General features: G+C 59.5%; 23 protein-coding genes. 9 read left to right on the top strand and 14 right to left on the bottom strand.

Annotation, left to right across the window (positions count from 1 at the left end):
• The first annotated feature begins 41 nt into the window (after positions 1 to 41).
• The 3 genes from panB (at position 42) to clsB (ending at position 3,256) form a co-directional block, all read left to right on the top strand.
• Positions 42 to 836 carry a 3-methyl-2-oxobutanoate hydroxymethyltransferase gene (gene panB / locus F552_RS0105350; protein ID WP_018150699.1) on the top strand — a complete coding sequence of 265 codons (795 nt, stop codon included), beginning with the start codon at positions 42 to 44 and terminating at the stop codon, positions 834 to 836.
• Between the two features lie 324 nt (positions 837 to 1,160).
• The gene (gene panC, locus F552_RS0105345; protein ID WP_018150698.1) at positions 1,161 to 1,988 is read left to right on the top strand and encodes a pantoate--beta-alanine ligase; all 828 of its coding nucleotides are present in this window, start codon (positions 1,161 to 1,163) and stop codon (positions 1,986 to 1,988) included.
• A gap of 107 nt (positions 1,989 to 2,095) precedes the next feature.
• Positions 2,096 to 3,256 (top strand): cardiolipin synthase ClsB, encoded by a 1,161-nt coding sequence (clsB, locus tag F552_RS0105340; RefSeq protein ID WP_018150697.1) that lies wholly within the window; start codon positions 2,096 to 2,098, stop codon positions 3,254 to 3,256.
• A gap of 74 nt (positions 3,257 to 3,330) precedes the next feature.
• Here the strand turns inward: clsB and F552_RS0105335 are convergent, their stop codons facing one another.
• The 9 genes from F552_RS0105335 to mgtE form a co-directional block, all read right to left on the bottom strand.
• Entirely contained in the window at positions 3,331 to 3,648 is a 318-nt protein-coding gene (locus F552_RS0105335; protein ID WP_018150696.1) for a DUF2322 family protein, read from the bottom strand.
• Positions 3,649 to 3,688: 40 nt separating this feature from the next.
• On the bottom strand, positions 3,689 to 4,984 hold the full coding sequence (locus tag F552_RS0105330) for a sigma-54-dependent transcriptional regulator (protein WP_018150695.1): 1,296 nt from the start codon (positions 4,982 to 4,984) through the stop codon (positions 3,689 to 3,691).
• On the bottom strand, positions 4,981 to 7,101 hold the full coding sequence (locus tag F552_RS0105325; RefSeq protein WP_018150694.1) for a sensor histidine kinase: 2,121 nt from the start codon (positions 7,099 to 7,101) through the stop codon (positions 4,981 to 4,983). Before F552_RS0105325 ends, F552_RS0105330 begins: the two co-directional genes overlap by 4 nt.
• Positions 7,098 to 7,673 (bottom strand): DUF4390 domain-containing protein, encoded by a 576-nt coding sequence (locus F552_RS0105320; RefSeq protein ID WP_018150693.1) that lies wholly within the window; start codon positions 7,671 to 7,673, stop codon positions 7,098 to 7,100. The genes F552_RS0105325 and F552_RS0105320 overlap by 4 nt, the downstream gene beginning before the upstream one ends.
• Positions 7,648 to 8,916, bottom strand: coding sequence for a 16S rRNA (cytosine(967)-C(5))-methyltransferase RsmB (rsmB, locus tag F552_RS0105315; protein ID WP_018150692.1), 1,269 nt, complete (start codon positions 8,914 to 8,916; stop codon positions 7,648 to 7,650). Before rsmB ends, F552_RS0105320 begins: the two co-directional genes overlap by 26 nt.
• A gap of 113 nt (positions 8,917 to 9,029) precedes the next feature.
• Entirely contained in the window at positions 9,030 to 9,881 is an 852-nt protein-coding gene (locus tag F552_RS18560) for a DMT family transporter (RefSeq protein WP_018150691.1), read from the bottom strand.
• Between the two features lie 106 nt (positions 9,882 to 9,987).
• Positions 9,988 to 10,695, bottom strand: coding sequence for an AraC family transcriptional regulator (locus tag F552_RS19965; RefSeq protein WP_018150690.1), 708 nt, complete (start codon positions 10,693 to 10,695; stop codon positions 9,988 to 9,990).
• 70 nt (positions 10,696 to 10,765) lie between these two features.
• Positions 10,766 to 11,599, bottom strand: a complete 834-nt coding sequence (gene prmC / locus F552_RS0105300) for a peptide chain release factor N(5)-glutamine methyltransferase (protein WP_018150689.1) — start codon at positions 11,597 to 11,599, stop codon at positions 10,766 to 10,768.
• A 7-nt stretch (positions 11,600 to 11,606) separates the two neighbouring features.
• Positions 11,607 to 13,052 carry a magnesium transporter gene (gene mgtE, locus F552_RS0105295; RefSeq protein ID WP_018150688.1) on the bottom strand — a complete coding sequence of 482 codons (1,446 nt, stop codon included), beginning with the start codon at positions 13,050 to 13,052 and terminating at the stop codon, positions 11,607 to 11,609.
• Positions 13,053 to 13,406: 354 nt separating this feature from the next.
• Here mgtE and F552_RS0105290 point away from each other — a divergent pair, with 354 nt between their 5' ends.
• A complete protein-coding gene (locus F552_RS0105290) occupies positions 13,407 to 13,955 on the top strand; it encodes a hypothetical protein (protein ID WP_156802226.1) in 549 nt (182 codons plus the stop codon).
• Positions 13,956 to 13,967: 12 nt separating this feature from the next.
• Here F552_RS0105290 and F552_RS0105285 read toward each other — a convergent pair whose 3' ends face one another.
• Complete coding sequence (locus F552_RS0105285) at positions 13,968 to 15,290, bottom strand: ATP-binding protein (RefSeq protein WP_018150686.1); 1,323 nt, start codon at positions 15,288 to 15,290, stop codon at positions 13,968 to 13,970.
• The gene (gene ompR, locus F552_RS0105280) at positions 15,287 to 16,012 is read right to left on the bottom strand and encodes an osmolarity response regulator transcription factor OmpR (RefSeq protein WP_018150685.1); all 726 of its coding nucleotides are present in this window, start codon (positions 16,010 to 16,012) and stop codon (positions 15,287 to 15,289) included. Before ompR ends, F552_RS0105285 begins: the two co-directional genes overlap by 4 nt.
• A 186-nt stretch (positions 16,013 to 16,198) precedes the next feature.
• Here ompR and F552_RS18550 point away from each other — a divergent pair, with 186 nt between their 5' ends.
• Positions 16,199 to 16,531 carry a hypothetical protein gene (locus F552_RS18550; protein ID WP_018150684.1) on the top strand — a complete coding sequence of 111 codons (333 nt, stop codon included), beginning with the start codon at positions 16,199 to 16,201 and terminating at the stop codon, positions 16,529 to 16,531.
• A gap of 109 nt (positions 16,532 to 16,640) precedes the next feature.
• On the top strand, positions 16,641 to 17,111 hold the full coding sequence (locus F552_RS0105270) for a hypothetical protein (RefSeq protein WP_018150683.1): 471 nt from the start codon (positions 16,641 to 16,643) through the stop codon (positions 17,109 to 17,111).
• Positions 17,112 to 17,132: 21 nt separating this feature from the next.
• On the opposite strand, the gene mtgA is transcribed toward F552_RS0105270, so the two are convergent.
• The 3 genes from mtgA to F552_RS0105255 all read right to left on the bottom strand — a co-directional run bounded on the left by mtgA (position 17,133) and on the right by F552_RS0105255 (position 19,214).
• Positions 17,133 to 17,870, bottom strand: a complete 738-nt coding sequence (gene mtgA, locus F552_RS0105265) for a monofunctional biosynthetic peptidoglycan transglycosylase (protein ID WP_018150682.1) — start codon at positions 17,868 to 17,870, stop codon at positions 17,133 to 17,135.
• Positions 17,871 to 17,932: 62 nt separating this feature from the next.
• A complete protein-coding gene (aroE, locus tag F552_RS0105260) occupies positions 17,933 to 18,757 on the bottom strand; it encodes a shikimate dehydrogenase (protein ID WP_018150681.1) in 825 nt (274 codons plus the stop codon).
• Positions 18,758 to 18,761: 4 nt separating this feature from the next.
• Positions 18,762 to 19,214, bottom strand: coding sequence for a rhodanese-like domain-containing protein (locus tag F552_RS0105255; protein WP_018150680.1), 453 nt, complete (start codon positions 19,212 to 19,214; stop codon positions 18,762 to 18,764).
• A 307-nt stretch (positions 19,215 to 19,521) separates the two neighbouring features.
• On the opposite strand from F552_RS0105255, the gene glnA reads away from it, so the two are divergent.
• The 3 genes from glnA (at position 19,522) to glnL (ending at position 22,893) form a co-directional block, all read left to right on the top strand.
• The gene (gene glnA, locus F552_RS0105245) at positions 19,522 to 20,931 is read left to right on the top strand and encodes a glutamate--ammonia ligase (protein ID WP_018150678.1); all 1,410 of its coding nucleotides are present in this window, start codon (positions 19,522 to 19,524) and stop codon (positions 20,929 to 20,931) included.
• Positions 20,932 to 21,124: 193 nt separating this feature from the next.
• Positions 21,125 to 21,565, top strand: coding sequence for a DUF4124 domain-containing protein (locus tag F552_RS0105240; protein WP_018150677.1), 441 nt, complete (start codon positions 21,125 to 21,127; stop codon positions 21,563 to 21,565).
• Between the two features lie 239 nt (positions 21,566 to 21,804).
• The gene (gene glnL / locus F552_RS0105235) at positions 21,805 to 22,893 is read left to right on the top strand and encodes a nitrogen regulation protein NR(II) (protein ID WP_018150675.1); all 1,089 of its coding nucleotides are present in this window, start codon (positions 21,805 to 21,807) and stop codon (positions 22,891 to 22,893) included.
• Positions 22,894 to 22,911 lie beyond the last annotated feature (18 nt).

The raw sequence follows: 22,911 nt of genomic DNA, 5'->3' as shown, positions 1-22,911 counted from the left end.
ATGCGTCACCTTATAACGAGAATCATAACAGCGAGAACAACATGCAGATTACCACCAGTACATTGAATTCCATGGCGCGACAGGGGCAGAAAATCGTCATGCTGACCTGTTACGATGCGACCTTTGCCAGCGTGCTGGACGAGGCGGGCGTGGATGTCTTGCTGGTGGGTGATTCGCTGGGCATGGTCATGCAGGGGCATGGCTCCACGCTACCGGTGACACTCGACGACATGGTGTACCACACCCGCTGTGTGGTCAGCAAAGCCAGCCGTAGCCTGGTGTTGACCGACCTGCCGTTTGAAGCCTATCTGGAAAGCCCGCAACAGGCGCTGGCAAGTAGCGTCAAGCTGATGTCGGCCGGTGCGCACATGGTCAAGCTCGAAGGCGGGCACCACATGCTGGAGACGGTCCGTTTTCTGGTTGAGCGAGGCATCCCTGTGTGCGGGCATATTGGCCTGACCCCGCAAGCAGTCAATGCCCTGGGTGGCTATAAGGTGCAGGGAAAAACCAACGAAGCCGCAGAACGCCTGAAAGCCGAGGCACTGGCGCTGGAATCTGCCGGGGTCAGCATGATTGTGCTGGAGGCGCTGCCGGCCGTCCTGGCGGCCGAAATTACTGCCAGTCTGACCACTGCGGCCACCATCGGCATTGGTGCCGGGGTGAATTGCCATGGGCAGGTGCTGGTCCTGCAGGACATGCTCAATATCTACCCGGGCAAGAAAGCCCGCTTCGTTCGCAATTTCATGCTCAACCAGACCAGTATCCAGGCCGCCGTTGCCGCTTATGTCGAGGCCGTGCGCAACGGTAGTTTCCCGGCTGCCGAACACACTTTCTGAGCGCGATCCCCGTGATTGGCTGCCCTCCCGGGTCCGGTGCCCCGGATGGTGGCCAACACCTCTCCCTTGCCATGACGATGATGGCAACCCGCCGGGTAAGCCCCTGTTTGCACATGCAATTTTGCAGGGCGCATCCGCATGGCAATAGTTAGAAATTCCTGCGCCATCCGGTGCAATTTCCGTGTAAACTGCGTTTCCTGCCGCGTGTGCGGCAATGCACAAAAAATGACTGGCATTGCGATGGTTATCTCCCTGACTGGAAGGGACAAATGACCTCCTGGCCCTTGCGACAAAACCGGATGAGATGACCGGTTGGAGAACAACATGCTGATCTTGAGCACACCTGAAGACGTTGCGCGGTTTCGACAAACGGGCAAGAAGCTGGCCCTGGTGCCTACCATGGGCAACCTGCATGCCGGGCACCTGTCGCTGGTGCGGCTGGCCAAGCAGCACGCAGACGAAGTGCTGGTCAGCATCTTTGTCAACCGCTTGCAGTTCGGTCCCAACGAAGACTTCGACCGCTATCCGCGTACGTTCGAGCGTGACTGTGCCTTGCTGGAAGCCGAAGGCTGTACGGCGGTGCTGCATCCAGAAGAAAGCACCCTCTACCCGCAACCCCAGCAGTATTTTGTGGAACCGCCAGAAGCGCTGTCCGACACCTTGTGCGGTGCGTTCCGGCCCGGGCATTTCCGGGGTGTCTGTACCGTGGTCAGCAAACTGTTTAACCTGAGCCGGCCGGATGTGGCGGTGTTTGGTCTGAAGGACTTCCAGCAGTTTCTGATCTTGCGGGAAATGACCCGGCAGATGAACCACCCGATCGAGATTATCGGTGGCGAGATTGTCCGTGAAGCCGATGGCCTGGCCATGAGTTCGCGCAACCAGTATCTGGACCCCGCGCAACGCGCAGAAGCCACCCGTTTGTATCGGTTGCTGCAAACCGCGACGGCACGCCTGAAAGCCGGTGACACCTGGGCCGACGTTCAAGCCGCAACGCAGGCCGAGCTGCAAGCCAATGGCTGGGTGCCGCAATATCTGGAATGGCGCCGGGATGATAACCTGCAGCCGTGCGAGCAGCTGCCGGACGTCGCGTCCCGCTTGCTGATCGCCGCGTTCTCCGGCAACACCCGTCTGATCGACAATCTGTCACTTTAAACGCGGCAAAAACCGGTTTCCGGGCATCTCCCGGCGCAAAAGCGCTGGCGAAGATTGGTCATACAGCATATCCTTGCGGTTGTCCTCGCCATGAAACCGGTCGATGCATGCAATTACTCCCCCGCAATCATGTCGTGCTGCTCCGTGACGGGGCGGCATTCTTCCCCGCGCTGTTAACCGCGATTGCCTCGGCCCGGCATTCTGTCTGGCTGGAAACCTATATCTTTACGCAGGATGAGACCGGGCAGACGGTTGCCAATGCCTTGCAGGCGGCTGCCGCGCGCGGTGTTCAGGTCAATCTGCTGCTGGACGGTTTTGGTTCTGGCGGTTTGTCCGATGCTTTCCAGCGATCGCTGCTGGAGGCGGGCGTCCGCCTGCTGTTCTTCCGGCCGGAAATCGGGCTGTGGCCGTTTCAGCGTCAGCGTCTGCGCCGGCTGCACCGCAAGCTGGCCCTGATAGACGGCCGTATCGGTTTTGTGGGCGGCATCAATATCATCAATGACAAAAGCAGTCCGGCTACCCCGCCGCGTTTTGACTATGCCGTCCAGGTTACCGGCCCGGTCTGCATGGACATTGCCAAGACCATGTCGCAGCAATGGCGCAGGACCAGCCGGATCCAGTGGAAGCACGACTGGATAATGCCGCCTGTTCGCCTGCCCAGGCAGCCGGAAACTGGCGAGCAGGCGGCCGCACTGGTGGTCCGCAACAATGGCCGCCACCGGCGGGATATCGAGAATGCGTATCTGACAGCCATGGAAAATGCCCAGCGGGAAATCATCATTGCCAATGCCTATTTCCTGCCGGGGGTCCGGTTTCGCCGGGCGCTGGTGGCGGCGGCCGAACGAGGCGTGTCGGTGACGCTGTTATTGCAGGGACGGCTCGACCATGCCTTGCTGCAATTTGCCTGTCGCGGGTATTTTCACCAGCTGGTCAAGGCGGGCGTACGCATCGTGGAGTACCGGCGCGGCCTGATGCACGCCAAGGTGGCTGTCATCGACCATCAGTGGTCTACCGTCGGCTCAAGCAATATTGATCCGTTTTCGATTCTGGTGGCGCGGGAAGCCAATCTGGTCATCCGTCATGTCGGCTTTGCCAAAACATTGCGGCAGGACCTGCTGAAGGAAATCCGCGAAAGCGGGGTGGAGGTCAGTGTGGATATGTTGCGCAAGCGCTGGTGGGGTTACCGCGTGCTGCCGTGGCTGGCTTACCAGATGGTCCGGGCACTGATGGGGATGGCCGGTTACGGACAGGATGCGTATCGCGAATAAACTGCTGGCAGGTTGCCGGTAGCACCGGCCAGCAGATGTGACAGCCCTTGCCAGAACAAGGGCTGTTTCGCTTGTCAGGCCAGAATGGTGTTGACACCCAGCGCTGGTGCGCCCTGTTCTGCAATGGCGAACAGGCGGTCAATGTTAGGGTGCTTGCCAGGGTTGATGCGGGCGTCCGCTGTATGCTCGGCATACAGGACAATACCCTTGGCAGCAGCAGCGGCATTGATGCTGCCAAACTCCTGCGCCAGCGCGTGGTACAGGCGGGCAGACGCTGCCGTGCCCGGGCGGTTCTCGATGCGGGCAACGGTTTCACCGGCACCATTGGTCAGTTCCAGCGCGGCAATACTGTCGATGGTGGGCAGGGTGGCCAGATGTTCCTGAAAAGTCATGCTCATGATGCGTGGTTCGTTCTCGTGTTGAAAAAGTGCGTTACTCGTCGTCGTGACTGCCACGACGACCGATACTGACCCCCAGCTGTTTCAGCTTGCGGTACAGGTGGGTACGTTCCAGTCCTACCCGTTCGGCCACCTGACTCATGTTGCCGCCGGTTTCCCGCAGATGGTATTCCAGATACAGACGTTCGAATTCATCCCGCGCTTCCCGTAGCGGCTGGTCGAAGGACACCGGGCAGGCAGGGGCCACCGGGGTATCGACCGGATGCGGTTCGATACCGGCACTTTGCTGCAGCAAGGGCTGGATATCGGTTTCGGTAATTTCGTCACCGGAGACCGTCAGCGCCGCGGACTGTACCACCTGCAGCAGTTCTTGATGATTGCCGGGCCAGGTATGCAGCCGCAGCGTGTTGAGTGCTGCGGTAGACAGTTTTCGCTGGGGTACTTTGCGGCTCTCGATCAATTGGGTCAGCTGCTGGTTGGCCAGATCCGGCACATCCTCGGCATGCTGGCGCAATGGCGGTACAACCACGGTCAGGGTACTGAGCGCCTGATACAGGCTGTGGTCAAAATGGCGGTCGGTTACCAATGGCAGCAAAGGACGGCTGGAGGTGGCGACCAGTCGCACATGGAACTTGTCCAGCTTGTTGATCAGCAATAGCAGGCCTGATTGGGCGCGGCGCGGCAGTTCGGAAACCTCCGGGACAAACAGCAGGCCGTCGCGTGCCTGTTCCAGCAGGGTCAAGGGCGCATCGATCAGCGTTTGCGGGGTGGTCAAGGTCACCCACGGGGTGTTGGGCGTAAACAGGTAGCGGGCGCACGGTTCGAACGCCACGCCGTATTCGCCGGTCAGCAGCACAGGCTGCTTTTGCGGCAGGATCTGGTCCAGACGGGCTTTCAGGTCCATGATGGCCTCACCCTTGCCGAGGCTGGCCAGTGACTGTTCCGGCTGGTGTTGAACACCACTGCGCTTGAGGGCACGCTGCACGGTAGACAGCAGCTTTTGCAGCGCAATCGGTTTTTCCATGAAATCCAGCGCGCCAATGCGGGTGGCTTCTACGGCGGTATCGATGGTGGCGTGGCCAGACATCATCACCACAGGCATGGTGAGCTGACCGGCGCGGGCCCATTCTTTCAGGAGCGTGATGCCGTCACAATCCGGCATCCAGATATCCAGCAATACCAGGTCCGGACGCTGCTGGTTACGATAGCTGCGCGCTTGCGCGGCATTTTCGGCCAGCCGGACGGTATAGCCTTCATCTTGCAGGATTTCTGACAATAATTCCCGAATGCCCATTTCGTCATCGACGATCAGGATCTCATTACCACTCATATAACTTCCTCCGGCTGCTCGTGCAGTCTTGGCAAGATCAGTGTTACAGCAGCACCTTGCGGGTCACGGTTCATGATCTGCACGCTTCCCTGGTGTTCTTCACATATTTTTTTCACGATCGCCAGGCCAAGGCCTGTACCCTTGGCCTTGGTGGTGACGTAGGGTTCAAACACCCTGGCCAGCATGTCTGCCGGAAAACCGCAGCCATTATCGGCAATCACCAGCCGGATATCGGATTCGGTGACTTCCGTGGTGACCGAGATCTGCGGGTCTGGCACATTACTGACCGCGTCCTGCGCATTTTGCAGCAGGTTGTGCAGAACCTGCCGCAAGCGGGTCGGGTCGCCGTTGACCAGGGCAACACGTGGATCAAGCGTCACAGACACCATATTACTGGATTCGTACAGGGTAAGGACTTCTTTGATCAAATCATGTAACTCTAATGGCTGCAAGCGCTGTTTGGGCGCGCGCGCGTATTCCTTGAAGTCTTCTACCATGTTTTTCAGCGCCGCGACCTGGTTGACGATGGTCTGGGTGCTGCGGTTGAGCATGTCTGCATCCTGTGATGATAGCTTATCACTCAATTTCAGTTGCAGTCGCTCTGCCGACAATTGAATCGGTGTCAGCGGGTTCTTGATCTCGTGCGCCAGCCGGCGGGCGACCTCACCCCAGGCGGCCTGTCGCTGGGCTTGCATCATGTCGGTGATGTCATCGAAGACCACCACAAAACCGTGTTCGGCAGACGGCAGGCGGCTCCCGCGCAACAGCAGGACCTGGGTACCTTTGGGGCCACTGTGCTCGAACTCGGTTTGCCAGTGCTCAAGCCCCGCCTCGGCAAAGCCTAGCATGACCCGTTCTGCAAATGCACGCAGCAGGCTGTGCTTCTGCGGCCAGTGCTTGAGAATCACGCCTTGCAGGGTATGGATGTCGACACCGAGAATGTGACCGGCGCCGGCATTGGCCGAGCGCAAGTGCATCTCGACATCAAACGCCAGTACCCCGGTGGTCAGGTTGGCCAGCAGGCTTTCCAGGTATTCGTTGGTGGCGGTCAGTGCCAGCTGCTGATGCTCGACATTGTCGCGCGCCTCGGCCAGTTGCCGGGTCATGCGGTTGAACTGCATGGTCAGCATCCCCAGTTCGTCCCGGGTCTGCACCGTATGCCGCTGGCTGAAGTCACCCTGCGCCACTGCACGTGTCCCCGCTGCCAGTACCGTGAGCGGGGCAGACAGGCGGTCCGAGAGGAAAAACGCCAGGGCCAGGACGCTCAGCAGGGCCATCAGCAGCGTGAGCGTCAGGGTGACGGTGTACAGCAGTTGCAGGTTACCGCGCGAGAGCGTCAGGGTTTTGTAATCCCGCCGGATGTTCTCCAGTACGTCGGCGTCCTCGGCCAGCTGCTTGGGTACGGGTTGCTGCAACAGCAGGATGCGCGAGTCATTGCCGAGCAGGTTGTTTTTCAGCGGCACCAGCACCCGGATATACAGCCCATGGTCCTGATCCGTCCCGCCTTCGATCGACGAGACCGGTCCGCTGCGTACCTGGTTGAGTTCCAGCACGCTCGGGTTATCCGGTGCGGCGCTGCCGGCAAAGGCCAGCAAGGTGCCGCGCGCGGTAAATACTGCCAGCTGGCTGGCCCCGGTTTCATCGCGCAGCGGGTAGATATTGGTCAGCAAATCGCCTTTGCGCTCCAACAGTTGCCGGGCGATCGAGAGGGTGTTTTTTTCCTGCTCCTGACGTACGTGGTCCAGTGCCACCTGACCCAGGCTAAGCCCCCGGTCCAGCGCAGAGTCCACGCGCACGTCAAACCAGGTGTCGATACTCTTGGTCAGGAACTGGAACGACACCAGATACACCAGCGCCCCCGGCAGGACCGCCACCAGAGCAAACATTAGCACCAGACGCAAGGTCAGCTTGGAGCCGAATACGCCGGCCTTGAGCTTTTTGCGCAGTTTCCACAGCTGGTAACCCACCAGAATCGACATGCCGGTCAGCACCGTGGCATTGATCAGCAGCAACTGGTTGTAATGGCCGGTAAAGCGGGCGGTGTTAGACGATGCCATGGCCAGCAGGTACAGCACCAGCAGGGCCATGCAGATGCTGATGATCAGCAGCTTCTTCATGGGGCGGCATCCGTGGCAAAGTTGAAGCTGTACCAGTCCGAATCCAGCGTCCAGTCTTTGGAGGTAATGGCGTTGATCTGGAACGGCTTGGGTAGCTGGTCGGTATCCAGCTGCATGCGGATGCGGGCGGTCAGGCCGGGTTCTTCGCGGGATTTGTCCAGCACCTGCCAGGCGGACGGGCTGCACATCACGCCCAGGGCACTGTCTAGCCGGCTGAAGTTTTGTACCAGACCCCCGTAGTAGAGGCGGTACTGGCGGGTGAGGGCATAGTAGTTGAGCTTGTAGCGGCGCTGCATCGAGACCAGATTGGTATCAAACCAGAAGCGGCGCGCCTTGTTGATTTCCAGGTCGATGACGAACCCGAGCGACACGCCCTGACGCAAGGCATCTTCCAGGCTGGGGGTCAGGCTGCAGCTGAAGTGGGCATTGAGCTGATAGCCTTCGTCGTTTTGCTGCACCCGGGTGCTTTTCAGGATGATGTCTCCCCACGCCAGTGTCGATACTGACAGCAGACACAGCAGGGCGAGGAGGATGCCCGTCAGGCGCTTAGCCAAGTTTTTCGAGCCTTGCATAGAAAAAGCCATCATGGTCAGGGGAGGGCAGCCATTGCTGGTAAGGCTGGTCTGCTGCAATCGGGTCCAGACGTGCGTCCGGGGTTGCTTTCAAAAAGGCTTCGATCTGCTGCTGGTTTTCTTCCGGAAACACCGAGCAGGTCGCATATAGCAGTTTGCCACCGGGTTTCAGGCAGGGCCAGATGGCCCGCAGAATATCGGCTTGTTCTTTCGAAAACTGGGCAATGTCTTTGGCCAGACGGTGCCATTTGATGTCCGGGTTGCGGCGTACCACGCCGGAGGCGCTGCATGGGACATCCAGCAGGATGCGGTCGAACGGCACCCCGTTCCACCAGCCCTGCGGCTGGCTGGCGTCACCGGTTTTCAGTTCGGCACTCAGTCCGAGGCGCTGCAGGTTTTCTTGCACGCGTTCCAGCCGCTTGGCATCCTGATCGATGGCGACAAGGCCGATGTCAGCGGTTTCCAGCAGGTGGCCGGTCTTGCCGCCGGGGGCTGCGCAGGCATCCAGGACCCGCATGCCGGCCTCGACTTGCAGCAGACGGGCGGACGCTTGCGCGCCTTCATCCTGTACCGAAACCCAGCCATCGTGGAAATGGGGCAGTTTGTCGACCGGTACCGGCTGTGCCAGACGAATGCCGCTGGGGCCGCTTTCGCGGGCGGCCAGTCCGGCCTCGGTCAATTGGGCCAGATAATCTGCAACAGTGGTTTTGCGCTGGTTGACGCGCAAGGTCATGGGCGGATGCAGCAGGCTGGCTTCGGCAATCTGTTGCCACTGGTCCGGATAATCCGCCTGCCATTTGCTGAGCCACCAGTCCGGCAGGGCATAGCGGATGGCCGGTTTGGCGCACACTTCAGCCCACAGGGCATCGCCTTCGCGCTGCACGCGGCGCAACACGGCATTGACTAGCCCCTTGCCGGGTTCGAACCAGCGGGTCACCAGTTTCACCGCATGGTCGACAATGGCGTAAGGTGCCGCATCGGTAAACCGCAGCTGGTAGATGGCCACCATCAACAGCATGCTGATTCTGCCGTCGGCCGGGGCGTGCTGTACCATGCGTTTGACCAGGGCGTCCAGCTGGTTGTAATGGCGAAGTGTGCCGTAGGATAAATCGCGTATCGCACCCCGTTGTTGCGGGGTGAGCTGAGGGTGGTTTCTCAGGGCGTCAGCCAGGGTATCGGTCAGATTGCGTCCGGTTAACACCCGGGTCACCACTTCGGTGGCGATACGCTGAATATGGAGCATAAAGGTCGCTGCTATCGATCGGTCGTAGAAGCGTCGATACTAACAAAAAACCATGCCCAGTGGGTGGAAACTCGCCAGATTCCGCGCTGGCGAGGAGACTTTCTTGTCCGGTATCAGGCTGCCTTGGCAGGGGTCGACCGGGATTGCCCGAACCACCACACCATCAGCGCCGCGCCGGAAATCAGCAAGGCAGCAATGGCCATGTTCATCGACAGCGTCCGTCCGGTATACAGATGCAGCATCACGGTGGAAAAAACGGGGGTCAGATTGGCCAGTACCCCGATTTTGCGCGGGTCGCTCTGCTTCATGGCCCAGTCCCACAGATAGAACGCGGTCCCCATTGGTCCGATGCCCAGTAGCACGATATGACCCATGTCGACCGTGGATAGCGTGACTGCCGGTTCAAACAGCAGATGGCACAGCAAGGACAGCGCTGCCGAGATCAGGCAGATGCCCCCCACCGCTGCGGTCGGGAATGGCCGGACTTTGCGGATGCCGAGCGAGTAGGTAGCCCACACCACGGCAGAGCAGGCGGCGCACAGGTAGCCGACCACACTGCCGCTCCAGCCGATCTGCTTGCCGCCCATGATGGCCAGTACCGCACCCGCCCCCCCGGCCAGGGCGGCCAGCCAGTGCACAGGCTGCAGATGCATGCCCGGGAAAAACAGCGGCGTCAGCAGCACGATCAGCAAGGGCCACAGGTAGTTGATCAGATTGGCTTCAATTGGCGGCGCATGGCGCAAGGCCATGAACAGCAAGAAGTGAAAGCCGAACAGGCCATACACCCCCAGCAGGATGGTTTTTAGCGGCAAGGCCCAGCTGCGCCATTTGGGCAGCGTCAGCAGGCCGCCAATGGCCAGGCTGGCACCGGTCAGCAAAAAAGGCGGCACATGCGCGAGCGAGACGCCCAGTACGGCGAGCGCACCCCACATCACGATGGCGATCAAAGCAGCAATGGGTCCCATGGTCTGGTATGTCCTGTATGTCTGTTTCTTCAAAAGGAGAGCATGCCAGAAAATGCAGGGGTGAATCGTCGGGATTTGCGGGTTATGCGTGGTGAGACTGGGTGGCCTAATGCTGGCGCAGCTGCCTGGGGGTCTGGCCGCGGGTCTTCTTGAGGGCGGCGGTGAGCGCAGACGGGCTCTGATAGCCGCAGCGGCTGGCGGCAATGGCTACCGGTACGCCGGCTCGAACGCAGCGATTGGCCTCGTCGAGCCGGCGCCACTGGATATAGCGAGACGGACTGAGCCCGGTGGCGGCTTCAAAGCGTTCCCGGAAATGGGCTTCGGACAAATGGCACAGGTCTGCCAGATGACGGGTACGGATGGGTTCCGTCAGATGACGGGTGATCCAGGCATCCAGCTGCGCCAGTGGCAGATAGCGTTTGCTCGTCTGTTCATGGGCCGCGGCCAGCCAGTGGATGCCTTGCTCTTGGGCAATCCGCTGCAGCAGCGGGTCTTCTGCACGGGTTTGCAGGGCCGTATCCAGTGCCTGTAAGTCCAGCAGTGCCTTGTGGTCCAGCAAGACTTGGCGGGTGAGGCGTGCCAGCGGTTGATCGGGCGGGATATCGAGTACCAGACAGCGGGGAGTATCCTGCCCGGCAAAATCATGGTCTTTGCCTGCCGGAATCAGCACGCCCTGGCCCGGGGTCAGCAGATGCTGGCGGTCGCCGGTTTCCAGTTGCAATTGCCCGTGAATGCAATACAGCAGCTGGAAATGCTCGTGCGCGTGCCGGTGGTGCAGGTGGGCATAAGACCGGATACTGGCTTGGCTAGACATGGGACATGCAGGCAAACATCAATGAATGGACAAAAGGAGTCTACACCACAAACGGTAGCGCGGCGATGCGTTAATCGAGCGGGCGCCGGGCGCGGGTCAGGCGTGGTTGTCCGGCCAGATCCGGCAGGCATTCGACGCTTTGCCAGCCCGCTTGTTGCAGCAGGGCCGGCACCGAATCGCCCTGGTCATAGCCGTGTTCCAGCAGCAGATAGCCGTTGGGCGCCAGCAGGGCACCTGCGTAAGTGGCCAGATGGCGATAGCACGACAAACCGTCTTGCTGGTCGGTTAGCGCATTCGCCGGTTCAAAACGCAGATCCCCCTGATCGAGGTGCGGGTCTCCGGCAGGGATATACGGCGGGTTGGACACGATCAGGTTAAACTGCGGTAGCGGGGTTTGCAGGCGTAAGGCGTCCAGCATGTCGCTTTCCAGCAGGGTGACGTTTGCGCCCAGCTCGCGGGCATTGCGGGCTGCAATCTGCAGTGCGGCAGGCGAGATATCCAGCGCACTGACCTGCCAGGCGGGGGCTTCCAGTGCCAGGGTGATGGCGATGCAGCCAGACCCTGTGCCGACATCCAGTACGCGCAACGGCGCGGTCACATCCAGCGTGGCCAGCGCGGTCTCGATCAGCAGTTCGGTTTCCGGCCGCGGAATCAGCACATCCGGCGTTACCTGAAACGGGCGCCCCCAGAACTCGCGCTCGCCGACCAGATAGGCCACCGGTTCGCCAGCCAGGCGGCGTGCCGCCAGGGTATGAAAGCGGTTGCAACTCGCTTCGTCCGGTACGTCGTCCCCGTGCGCCACCAGCCAGGCGCGGTTGACGCCCAGTACGTATTGCAGCAGTACCCGGGCATCGGTGCGATCCAGCCCGGAGCTGCGGATCAGGGACGAGACGGTGGTCTGCATCGTTGTCTTAATGCAGCAAGAACACGGTTGCCAGCCCCAGCAGGATGAAGAAGCCGATGCTGTCGGTCATGAAGGTCAGCAGCACGCTGGAACCGAAGGCCGGGTCACGCCCGAGTTTCTGCATGGTGATCGGAATGATCATCCCGACCAGTGCCGCCACCACCAGATTGAGTAGCATGGCGGTGGCCATGACCAGCCCGAGGGCCGGCTTGCCGTAGATCAGGTAAGCCAGGAAGCCGGTAATGCCGCCCCATAGCACGCCGGTCATGATGGCGATGATGATTTCTTTGGCAAAAATCTTGCCGACGTTGCGCACGGTAATCTGCTTGAGCGCCAGGCCACGGATCATCAGGGTGGTAGTCTGGGTGCCGGTGTTACCGCAAATGCCGGAAATGATGGTGGCCAGACCGGCCAGTTCCACGATATGGGAGATGGTACCTTCAAAGGCGCCGATCACGCGGGAGGCAATAAAGGCGGTCAGCAGGTTGACCGCTACCCACAGCCAGCGGTTCTTGGCCGACTTGAGCGGTGTGGCAAACATGTCTTCTTCTTCGCGCAGACCGGCACGGTTCAGCGCTTCGCTGTCGGATTCCTCACGGATCACGTCCACCATTTCGTCGATGGTCAGGCGGCCGCACAGCTTGCCTTCGGCATCCACCACCGGGGCTGACACCAGGTCATAGCGCTCGAAAGCCTGGGCTGCATCGCTGGCATCGTCTTCGGGGGCGAAGGTCACCGGGTCGTCCGACATCACGTCGGCCACGGTTTTGTCCGGGTCATTCAGCAACAGCCGCTTGATGGGCAGAATGCCTTTCAGGATACCGACATGGTCGACCACAAACAGCTTGTCGGTATGGCTGGGCAGTTCTTCAAAGCGGCGCAGGTAGCGCAGTACGACTTCCAGCGTGACGTCGTCACGGATGCTGACCATCTCGAAGTCCATCAGCGCCCCGACCTGGTCGTCTTCGTACGACAGGGCCGATTGCAGCCGTTCACGCTCCTGGGCATCCAGCGTGGTCATCAAATCGGCGACCACGTCTTCCGGCAAGTCTGGCGCCAGATCGGCCAGTTCATCGGTGTCGAGGCTTTCGGCCGCGGCCAGCAGCTCCTCGTCATCCATGTCGGCGATCAGGGTTTCACGTACCGCATCCGAGACTTCCAGCAGGATGTCGCCGTCACGGTCGGCTTGTACCAGATGCCAGACGGCCAGCCGGTCTGCCAGCGGCAGGGCTTCCAGAATGTGGGCGATATCGGCCGGGTGCAGGTCATCCAGATGCTGCTGCAGCTCGGTCTGGTGCGCGTGCAGCAGGGCCGCTAGCTCGGCGCTATCGATGTCTTGTTCCTGCTTCTGGAAAGATTCTTTCAGCTGTGCCTGCTTGTGCAGCAAGGCAACGACCTGCTTCAGGTATTCTTGCAGGTTCTCGGGTGTTTCTTGTTTGAATTCTGTGGTCATACGCCAAACTCCGCCCCGACAGGCAGGCATTGGCGCTGCTGGGGATCAACGGTGGTAGTGGTTCTGCTGCTTTGTCATCAAGTGATAACTAGGTAAGTCCATGTCGGGAAATCCGTAAGCGGCGCTTGGGCCGCAACAGGAGCGATTGTAACATTGAATGCCGCGCTTGGCTGTGCGGTTTGCGGCTTTTGTGCAATATTTTGGCCATGGTAGCCAGCTGCCGGTGTGCGATTGCTGACTGTGTGTGCGCATCAGTACAGGATGCAAGTGTCTGCGGTTTTGTCCCTGACTGTACCGGTGCAGTTTGCCGTGGTTTTGCTAGCATGGAAGCCTGTTTTTGATGTCGGATGGTTCATGCTGGCTCCTTTTTATCGTTCTTGGCACGCATGGCGCAGTTGGCCGTGGCTGATGGTTTGTGCACTGACCGGCGTATCTGCCGTGGCGCAACCTCACCTGCAAGGGTGGGGACAGTTCGAGTCCTGGGTGGGGAGCAATGTTCGTTGCCAGCAGGATTTTGTGGCGCCGGTACAAGACCCGGTGTTCCTGGCGTCGCTCAGGCGGCTGGGGGTGCCGGTCGCAAGCGCGGTGCCGGATGGCCCGCCAGAAGATGTCTGGCTGTTAAACCGGCCCGTGTCGGTGCTGGGGTACCACACCCGGGTCATCCGCTACTGGGCCGATAGCGGCAGTGAATTCTATGTGGTGCTGGCGGCCAGCCCGCAGCAGCTGATCCGGCAACTGGGCGCACAATCGCTACCACAGCGCATGCGCAAAGAAGACCGGTATGTCGCCGGTGTCTGGATGCAGAAACGCTCCCGCAAGAACCCCTATCCGCCGCTGATGTTCATTCGGGCCGGCAAGACGGATGATCAGACCGAAGTCGGCTGCCGTACCTTTGACGGCTGATGCATGCCGTCCTCAGGCCGGTGGTCTGAGTGGCAGCAGCAGGTTGACCTGCAAGCCACCCCCCGGTGCATTTTCCAGTGCAATACGCCCGCCATGGGCTTTGACGATGCGTTCAGCAATGGCCAGGCCCAGTCCGCTGCCGCCGTCACCCCCACGGGCGGCATTGCCGCGCACAAAGGGCGTCATCAGCCGGGCGATATCGGCGTCGGCAATGCCCGGTCCATGGTCCCGCACCTCGATCCGGATGCATTCGCCCTCCGGTCTGGCACTCAGGTCAAAGGATGGCGCCCCGTAACGCCTGGCGTTATCGAGCAGATTCGCCAGCAGGCGTTCGATGGCCAGGGGTTTGACGAGAATGCGCGGCAAGGGGTCCAGATGCAGCGTCACCGGTTGGCCGGCGCGATCAAACCGCTGTGCCAACGCCTGCAACAGCAAGGCCAGATCCGTGTCGACCCACGCTTCGTCGGGTTCCCCGCCAATAAACGCCGTAAATTGCTGCACGATGCGCTCGATGTCGGCCACGTCGGTACACATGCCATCGCGCAGGGAGTCGTCCTGCATCATTTCAATACCCAGCCGCAGCCGGGTCAGCGGGGTGCGGACATCGTGACTGATGCCGGCCAGCATCAGCCGCCGCTCCTGGTCGGCGGCCTGCAGGGACTGCATCATGTGGTTGAACTGTCTGGCCAGCAGTCGCAGCTCGCGCGGGCCGCTTTCTTCCAGCGGGGTGGGTTGCTCTCCCCGGGCCAGCGCCTGGCTGGCATCGCTTAGCCGCCGCAGTGGCCGGTTCATGCGCCAGGCAAACCACGAGGCCGCCAGCAGGGCAAATATGGTGATGCCAATCCCCATCCAGATCATCGGTGTCTGGTTTTCGTGCTGCAATCGGCCCAGCGGCAGGGTCAGCCAGTAGGGTTTTCCCAGGACATTCACGTGCAGCCACAAGCGCCAGCGCGGGTGCATTTGCAAGCCCAGCTGGCTGAAGGGGATATGGTCACTCTGCAGGCGTTTGACAATCTGCCGGGTCAGCCGGGTATCGGTGTCAATATCGGCGGGTGGCTGCAGCTGGCTGGCCGGATGCAGGTTGATGCCATACGGCCGGTTGAATACCTCCAGAAAATCCTGCTGGTCGCTGGCGTCCATGCCTTCCATGGTCATTTCCAGTTCGGCCATGGCGTCCACGATCTGCTCGCTGACCTGGCGGGCCAGCAACTGGTCGCGGTTGTAGCGGAACAGGCTGATGGCAAACAGCTGGGTGATCACCAGCGTGACCAGCAGCAGCACGGTTAGCCGTGCAAACAGCGAGTCCGGAATCCAGCGCTGCCAGACGGCTTTCAACGGGTACCACCATCCGGCACAAACACATAGCCAAACCCCCATACCGTCTGGATATAGCGCGGATTGGCCTGATCGTCTTCAATCAGTTTTCTCAGGCGGGAAATCTGCACGTCGACACTGCGATCGAATACTTCAAATTCGCGGCCGCGCGACAGCTCCAGCAAACGCTCCCTGGACAACGGGTGACGCGGGTGCATGGCCAGTACCTTCAGCAAAGAAAACTCGGCCTGACTGAGCGGGATGTCCTCACCGTTCTTGAACAGTTTGCGCTGGCCGGCATCCAGCACAAACTGGGCAAACTCGTACACCTCGCCGGGCTCAAAGGTGGCCGCCAGTGCGGCCGGGGTTGCGTGGCGGCGCAAAACGGCCTGGATTCTGGCCAGCAACTCGCGCGGGTTGAACGGCTTGGGCAGATAATCGTCTGCCCCCATTTCCAGCCCGATGATGCGGTCGATGTCGTCGCCTCTGGCGGTCAGCATGATGATCGGCAAGGTATCGCCCTGGGCGCGGATGCGCCGGCACACCGACAAACCATCCTCGCCGGGCAGCATCAGATCCAGAATCAGCAGGTGCGGGCGTTTTTGCTGCAAGCGCTTGTCCAGCATGGAGGCGTCGGCATAGACGTCCACCTCGAACCCCTGTTCGGTCAGGTAGCGGGTCAAGAGCTCGCGGATGCGTGCGTCATCGTCAATAAGCAGCAGTCGTTTCTGATTTTTTTCCATGGCCTCACTTTAGCAAAAAAAGCCGTGACCGAAAGCCTCGCCGCCATGAAAGTTGTATCAAATCACTGCAAGATGCGCGAATGGTTACGACTTTTTACAAAGCAGGCCTGGCCCTTCACATCTCCTTTACACGCCGCCGGCACGATAGAGCTTGTCCGAAACGCATTAACCCAAGGAGAGTTCTGTATGCGCATTTCGTTATCTGGCCTGATGGTCATGCTGGCCGCCGGTTTCATGGGACAATCGGCATGGGCGGAAGGAACGGCTGAAAATCAGCAAACCTCCGGTCCTTTGCACATGCACAAACGCATCCACCAGGGGGTCGAAAGCGGCGAGCTGACCCGTCATGAACGCATTCGCCTGAATGCCGAGCAGCGCGCCATTCACCGGGAGCGCAAACAAGACATGAAAGATGGCGAGCTGAGTCCCCAGGAGCGGCGCAAACTGTTACGCGACAAGCGTCATGCATCGCGGGACATTTATCGGCAGAAGCATGATGACCAGGTGGCCAGCCGCTAGGGCTGGTGCTCATCGTGACGCTATTGCATCGCTGTTGCTACAATGGGGGCATGCGCCGGCAGTCACCTGCCCGACCGTGTACGGCGCCGTTTTAAGGTAAAACATACGCATGAAATCCGTTCATTATCTGATCGGCCTCCTGATGGCCGGTCCCGGCCTGATTCCGGTGTCCGCGTTGGCGGCGCCGGGCGGAGACGCCGTGCCCAGCTGGCAGGCCAGTCAGGACGACATGCCCTCGCCAGCACAGATCCAGCGGCAGCAGCAATGGCGGGAACGCCGGTTAAAGCAGGCAATCGATAATGGGGATATTTCGGCGGAAGACGCCGCCAAGATACGGTTGCGCTGGCAGAAGCAGGCCGCCCTGCTGGAAAAATGGAAGAACGGTACCCTGACCCCGCAGGAGAAAACCGAGCTGGAGCGGGCGCTGGCACAACGGCGCAAACGCTGGGAAGACCGCAAGGAGCGGCATCATGCGCCACCGCCGGATGCCCCGATGCGGTCACCGCTCATGCGCAAGAAACTACCAGACCCGCCACCCCTTGTCCCCGTACCGGAGTCGGCTGGGGACATCCGCACCTGAGGGAGCGGTCAGGTAAGCGGCTTAGTCCGGAATATCGGAAGAGCCCATCCGGCGCAAGATAATCCCGGTCTTGCGGCGCAGGCGACCATCCTGGCGGTGGTCGTCGTAATATCTCGGGTTTGGCACCATGGCCGCCAGTTTGGCCGCCTGACGAGCCGATAGCTTGCTGGCACTGGTATTGTAATAATGACGCGCAGCCGCCTCGGCACCAAACACGCCAACGCCCCATTCGATACTGTTGAGATAAATCTCGAAAATCCGCTCTTTGGTCATCATCTGTTCCAGCATCACGGTGATGATGGCTTCTTCCCCTTTGCGCAACGGATTGCGGCTGGCGGACAGGAACAGGTTTTTGGCCAGCTGCTGGCTGATGGTAGATCCGCCTGCGACGATGCGGCCTTGTTTCAGGTTTTTCTGGAAAGCGACTTTCAGCCCTTCCACGTCAAACCCTTTGTGGTCCACGAACTTCGCATCTTCCGACGCCACCAGTGCTGCTTTCAGGTTGCGGGAAATCTTGTCATATGACACCCACTGATGTTGCAACACTGCATCCGGATGATCCTGACGAATCTCGGCCAGCTGGCTTTTCATGAACGCGGTGTTGTCCGGGTTGTGGTCGATCATCCACCAGACCTGGATGAAGATCCACAGGTTATAGAGCAAAAACAGCAAAATGCTCCAGCCGATAATCCGTTTGGTCCAGAACCAGAAGCCGCGCTTCTTCTGGCTGTAATTTCCTGCAGTTAGGGTTGCACTCATGTGGGGTCAGAAGTCATCAAAGTAGGTAAAAAGGTTAAACGGTCCACGGTGTATGGCCGGGATCAGGCTGGCCGCAGCAGCTGGAACACCGGTGCCGTATCCGGGCGTACCTGCCGCCAGACATAAAACGCCTCTGCCGCCTGTTCGATCAGCATGCCGATACCGTCTGCGGTGCGCCGGGCACCGTTGCGTTCGGCCTGCTGCATAAAGGGGGTTGGCTCCGCGGCGTACATCATGTCGTACGCCAGTGCACAGTCACGGAAAATTTGCGCCGGCAGGGGCAGTTCGGCTGCCTGCAGGCTACTGGCAGAGGCATTGATGATGACATCGAACGGTCCGCTCAAAGCATCAAAACTGCTGGCAGTCACGTGAGTGTGTTCGGGGCTCACCATCGCGGCAAGCTCGCTGGCTTTGGCCGGGGTGCGGTTGGCAATGGTAATGGCGGCCGGACCGGCATCGACAAGCGGACCCAGCGCGCCACGCGCCGCACCGCCAGCCCCCAGCAGCAAGACACGCTTGCCTTGAAGCGGGGTCGACAGGTTGAGTGTGATATCCCGGACCAGACCTGCACCGTCGGTGTTGTCGCCCAGTACGGTGTCTTGCTCAAATTTGAGCGTATTGACGGCGCCGGCAAGTTGCGCACGTTCGGTCAGTTGCCCGCGGGTGCGGGCATAGTCAAACGCTTCCAGCTTGAACGGGACGGTGACGTTGAGTCCTTTGCCGCCGTCAGCCACAAACTGGCGCAGGGTAGCTGCAAAACCGTCCAGCGGCGCCAGCAAACGCTCGTACACCAGATCCTCGCCACTGTCCGCCGCAAAACGGGCGTGAATCAGCGGGGACTTGCTGTGGGCGATCGGGTTGCCCACCACTGCGTATGTGTCGGTCATCGTCTCAGCTCTGTATCCATGGTAGCCGATGGGCTTTCCAGCCATTGACGTTGCCACGGTGTCCGTTGGCATCCTTGTCGCCCTCGAAACCCTGCAGCACGTTATAGGCGGCGGCGTAGCCCAGCGTATGTGCCAGCATGGCTGCATCGTGCGAACGAGCGCCGGAACGGCAGATAAACAGTACGGTGTGCTCAGGGCTCACCCGTTGCTTTAACTGGTCCGCAAAATGCGGGTTGGGTACCATGCCCGGGAACGACTTGAGCTCGATTTCGATGGCGCCGGGAATGCGGCCTACCAGCGCCCATTCCGCTGCCGAACGTACGTCGATCAGTTTGACTTCCGGATGGGCCAGCAGCAGCGTATGTGCCTCGGCAGGCTCCAGCGCGCCGGCATAGGGCAGACCCAGCTGCTCTCCTCTGGACCGCGCAATCAGCAGGATATTGTTTGCTTCACTCATGATAAACCTCGTCAAGAATGTGTCATGATCAGATGTCAGTATTCAATCTATTATCGCACGCTCTGCGTGTGTGACGTACACTAGACATCTGTTTATGCATGCAGCGCACTTTTTTGGTGCGTTACTTTTTTAAAGGCACCAAATTGGTGCGTGTATTCGGCGGATTTGTTGAACCGCCGCCGCACTTTGGCTTTGGGGCGACATTTTTAAGCTGGCACAGATCATGCTTTGGTATTTCGTGAGCAAATCTTGTGCTAAATTTTTGCTGTGCTGTATGTAACGGGTTATCAATTATTAGGAGAACGTAATGGCTGTCGCCGACGTACTGAAACTCATCAAAGAAAATGATGTTAAATTTGTTGACTTGCGCTTTACCGATACACGCGGCAAAGAGCAGCACGTAACGATCCCTGCCCACGTGGTAGACGAAGAGTGGTTTGAACATGGTCACGCATTTGACGGTTCTTCCATTGGCGGCTGGAAAGGCATTCAGGCTTCTGACATGCTGTTGTCTCCAGATGCAAACACAGCCCGTCTGGACCCGTTCTTCGACGAGCCAACCGTTTACCTGACATGTGACGTGATCGAACCTGCCGATGGCAAAGGTTATGACCGTGACCCACGCTCTATCGCCAAGCGCGCAGAAGCCTACCTGAAAGCCTCTGGTATTGGTGACACCGCTTTCTTCGGTCCAGAGCCAGAATTCTTCATTTTTGACGGCGTGCGTTTTAACATCGACATGTCCGGCTGCTTCGTAGAAATCGAATCCGAAGAAGCTGCATGGTCTTCCAACAAGAAATACGAAGGCGGCAACACCGGTCACCGTCCAGGCGTTAAAGGCGGTTACTTCCCTGTGCCTCCAGTCGACAGCCTGCACGACATCCGTGCACAAATGGTGCTGATCCTGGAAGAGCTGGGCATCCCGGTTGAAGTGTTCCACCACGAAGTGGCCACCGCTGGCCAGTGTGAAATCGGTACCAAGTTCTCTACCCTGGTAGAGCGTGCCGACTGGACCCAGACCCTGAAGTACGTGGTTCACAACGTGGCGCACCAGTACGGCAAAACCGCGACTTTCATGCCAAAACCAATCGTTGGCGACAACGGCTCTGGCATGCACGTGCACCAGTCTATCTGGAAAGATGGCAAAAACCTGTTCGCAGGCAACGGCTACGCCGGCTTGTCTGATATGGCCCTGTACTACATCGGCGGTATCATCAAGCACGCTAAAGCCCTGAACGCCATCACCAACCCGGGTACCAACTCTTACAAGCGCCTGGTTCCTCACTACGAAGCTCCGGTGAAACTGGCTTACTCTGCCAAGAACCGTTCAGCCTCTATCCGTATTCCACACGTGGCATCGGACAAGGCTCGCCGTATCGAGACCCGCTTCCCTGATCCGCTGGCCAACCCGTACCTGTGCTTCTCTGCACTGATGATGGCCGGTCTGGATGGTATCCAGAACAAGATCCACCCAGGCGATCCAGCTGACAAGAACCTGTACGACCTGCCACCAGAAGAAGACAAACTGATTCCTACCGTTTGTGCAAGCCTGGAAGAAGCACTGGCAGCGCTGGATGCAGACCGCGAGTTCCTGACCCGTGGCGGCGTGTTCAGCAATGACTTCATCGATGCTTACATCGACCTGAAGATGGAAGAAGTGAACAAGACCCGCATGACAACGCATCCGGTCGAATTCCAGATGTACTACAGCCTGTAATAAGGGCTGGTTGTACGCGTTGGAAGACGCTTCCTGAAAAACCCGCACCCAGGTGCGGGTTTTTTTATGGGCATGTGGCGGTTATCCCGGCCGGTTATCGGCTCATGCGCCTTGCCGTGCGCGCTTTCCTTGCGGTGGCCGTGCTGTTGGCATAGACTCTAAGACCAGTCATCAAAAACGTCAGGGTACCACCATGAAAAAGTATCTGCTGCTCTCATTGCTGCTACCTAATCTGGTGCTGGCGGATGCCATCTTCAAGGTTGTCGATGCTAACGGCAACATCACCTATACCAATATCCCGACCAAGGGTGGCAAACGCATTTATCTGGAAGACGCCACGGTTGGCGCAGATGCACCTGCCAAGCCCAAAAGTACCGCCACAGCCTCTCCGGCCAGTTTCCCCAAAGTGGATACCGACACCCAGAAAAAACGCGATGCCATGCGTTATCAGGTGCTGAACCAGGAGCTGGCGGATGAACAGAAAATGCTGGACGATTCCCGCAAGGCCCTGATGGACCCTGCGACCAAGAAGCTGCCCATCGACAAGCAGAGCCGTATTCAGGAAAGCGTGACCATTCACCAGAAAAATATCGAAGCCCTGCAAAAAGAACTGGCGGGCGTCAAAGAATACTGAGCCAATTTCTCGCATACCAATAAAAACGCCGGTGAGTCCCACCGGCGTTTTTATTGGTATGCACTATAATGGTGCATGATGGTCAGGGCGCTGTATAAACTGGTGCCAGAATGCGCGAAACCGGCGGTTTTTGGTGCAATTCATGCTGGCTTGGTTTTTGCTAGTTATACCGCATGACAGCCGCCGCGAGGCTGGGTCATTGTTCATCAACACGACGCTTACTACAGAGAGACAAGCTGGTGACTTCTTCGCTAGAGCCCGCAGTAACTACCGCACCGTTTGCCGGTCTGGACTGGCTTGAACACCCGGTCTTTGCCCTGGATGCACAAGACAGCATCGTGTTTGCCAATCCGGCGGTAGAACAAATGCTGGAAGTCAGCAACCGGCACCTGATCGGACGGCCTCTGGCACACTTTTTTGGCGAGGGGGTCAATGCGCTGTTGCAAGCCGCCAGACAGACCCGCCGGCAGCAAACGGCCTGCCGGGAATACGACATGCACCTGATGCTGCTGCACGCCGGCCGCGAAGTGCATCTGAACATGCAAACCATCCCGCTGGATGATCGCCTGCGCGCCCAGGCGGATGTCTTGCTGGAGCTGACGCCGATCGACCCGCAATGGCGGGCGGCGCAGGAAGAACAGATGGCGCGACAGCAAGACGCCAACCGCGAGCAGATGCGCAACCTGGCGCACGAGATCAAGAACCCGCTGGGCGGGATTCGCGGTGCGGCACAGCTGCTGGAGCATGAACTTGCCGACCCGGCCTTGCAGGAATATACCCAGGTCATCCGTGCCGAGGCTGACCGTCTGCAAGGGCTGCTGGACCGCCTGCTGACGCCAAACCCGAAACCGCAACTGGTGGTACTGAACATTCACGAAGTGCTGGAGCGGGTACGCCAGCTGGTAAGCGCCGAAACCCAGCGCCGGGTGACGTTTCATTGTGATTACGATGCCAGTTTGCCCGATATCCATGGAGACCGCGGGCAGCTGATCCAGGTGGTGCTCAATATCGTCAAGAATGCCGTGCAGGCGCTGGGCGGGGCAGGGGACGTCACCTTCCGCACCCGCATTGCCCGACAGGTGACCTTGCACCGCAAGCGCTATCCGCTGGCGATCCAGATCTCCATCATCGATAACGGCCCCGGCATTCCGGAATCGTTGCAGCCGCATGTGTTTTACCCGCTTGTGACCGGCCGGGCCGAAGGGACGGGGCTTGGGCTGTCACTGGCGCAGAGCATTGTTCACCAGCATGGCGGCACGCTGGACTTTACCAGCCGGCCGGGTCACACGGAATTTACGATGTTGCTGCCCTTGGGCAACAACTGCTAACGGTTGCGACCGTCACCA

Source organism: Leeia oryzae DSM 17879, assembly GCF_000376945.1.
GTDB classification, from domain to species: domain Bacteria; phylum Pseudomonadota; class Gammaproteobacteria; order Burkholderiales; family Leeiaceae; genus Leeia; species Leeia oryzae.
This window is presented reverse-complemented; position numbering and strand designations above follow the sequence as displayed.

What these genes read in the sequence shown, in the direction of transcription:
- F552_RS0105240 (WP_018150677.1), top strand. Translation starts at nt 21,125, where the DNA reads ATGAAAAAGTATCTGCTGCTCTCATTGCTGCTACCTAATCTGGTGCTG.
- F552_RS18560 (WP_018150691.1), bottom strand. Translation starts at nt 9,881, where the DNA reads ATGGGACCCATTGCTGCTTTGATCGCCATCGTGATGTGGGGTGCGCTC.
- F552_RS0105325 (WP_018150694.1), bottom strand. Translation starts at nt 7,101, where the DNA reads ATGAAGAAGCTGCTGATCATCAGCATCTGCATGGCCCTGCTGGTGCTG.
- rsmB (WP_018150692.1), bottom strand. Translation starts at nt 8,916, where the DNA reads ATGCTCCATATTCAGCGTATCGCCACCGAAGTGGTGACCCGGGTGTTA.
- F552_RS0105330 (WP_018150695.1), bottom strand. Translation starts at nt 4,984, where the DNA reads ATGAGTGGTAATGAGATCCTGATCGTCGATGACGAAATGGGCATTCGG.
- F552_RS18550 (WP_018150684.1), top strand. Translation starts at nt 16,199, where the DNA reads ATGCGCATTTCGTTATCTGGCCTGATGGTCATGCTGGCCGCCGGTTTC.
- ompR (WP_018150685.1), bottom strand. Translation starts at nt 16,012, where the DNA reads ATGGAAAAAAATCAGAAACGACTGCTGCTTATTGACGATGACGCACGC.
- F552_RS0105335 (WP_018150696.1), bottom strand. Translation starts at nt 3,648, where the DNA reads ATGACTTTTCAGGAACATCTGGCCACCCTGCCCACCATCGACAGTATT.
- mtgA (WP_018150682.1), bottom strand. Translation starts at nt 17,870, where the DNA reads ATGAGTGCAACCCTAACTGCAGGAAATTACAGCCAGAAGAAGCGCGGC.
- glnA (WP_018150678.1), top strand. Translation starts at nt 19,522, where the DNA reads ATGGCTGTCGCCGACGTACTGAAACTCATCAAAGAAAATGATGTTAAA.
- prmC (WP_018150689.1), bottom strand. Translation starts at nt 11,599, where the DNA reads ATGCAGACCACCGTCTCGTCCCTGATCCGCAGCTCCGGGCTGGATCGC.
- aroE (WP_018150681.1), bottom strand. Translation starts at nt 18,757, where the DNA reads ATGACCGACACATACGCAGTGGTGGGCAACCCGATCGCCCACAGCAAG.
- panB (WP_018150699.1), top strand. Translation starts at nt 42, where the DNA reads ATGCAGATTACCACCAGTACATTGAATTCCATGGCGCGACAGGGGCAG.
- clsB (WP_018150697.1), top strand. Translation starts at nt 2,096, where the DNA reads ATGCAATTACTCCCCCGCAATCATGTCGTGCTGCTCCGTGACGGGGCG.
- F552_RS0105270 (WP_018150683.1), top strand. Translation starts at nt 16,641, where the DNA reads ATGAAATCCGTTCATTATCTGATCGGCCTCCTGATGGCCGGTCCCGGC.
- F552_RS19965 (WP_018150690.1), bottom strand. Translation starts at nt 10,695, where the DNA reads ATGTCTAGCCAAGCCAGTATCCGGTCTTATGCCCACCTGCACCACCGG.
- F552_RS0105255 (WP_018150680.1), bottom strand. Translation starts at nt 19,214, where the DNA reads ATGAGTGAAGCAAACAATATCCTGCTGATTGCGCGGTCCAGAGGAGAG.
- F552_RS0105290 (WP_156802226.1), top strand. Translation starts at nt 13,407, where the DNA reads ATGCTGGCTCCTTTTTATCGTTCTTGGCACGCATGGCGCAGTTGGCCG.
- F552_RS0105320 (WP_018150693.1), bottom strand. Translation starts at nt 7,673, where the DNA reads ATGCAAGGCTCGAAAAACTTGGCTAAGCGCCTGACGGGCATCCTCCTC.
- panC (WP_018150698.1), top strand. Translation starts at nt 1,161, where the DNA reads ATGCTGATCTTGAGCACACCTGAAGACGTTGCGCGGTTTCGACAAACG.
- mgtE (WP_018150688.1), bottom strand. Translation starts at nt 13,052, where the DNA reads ATGACCACAGAATTCAAACAAGAAACACCCGAGAACCTGCAAGAATAC.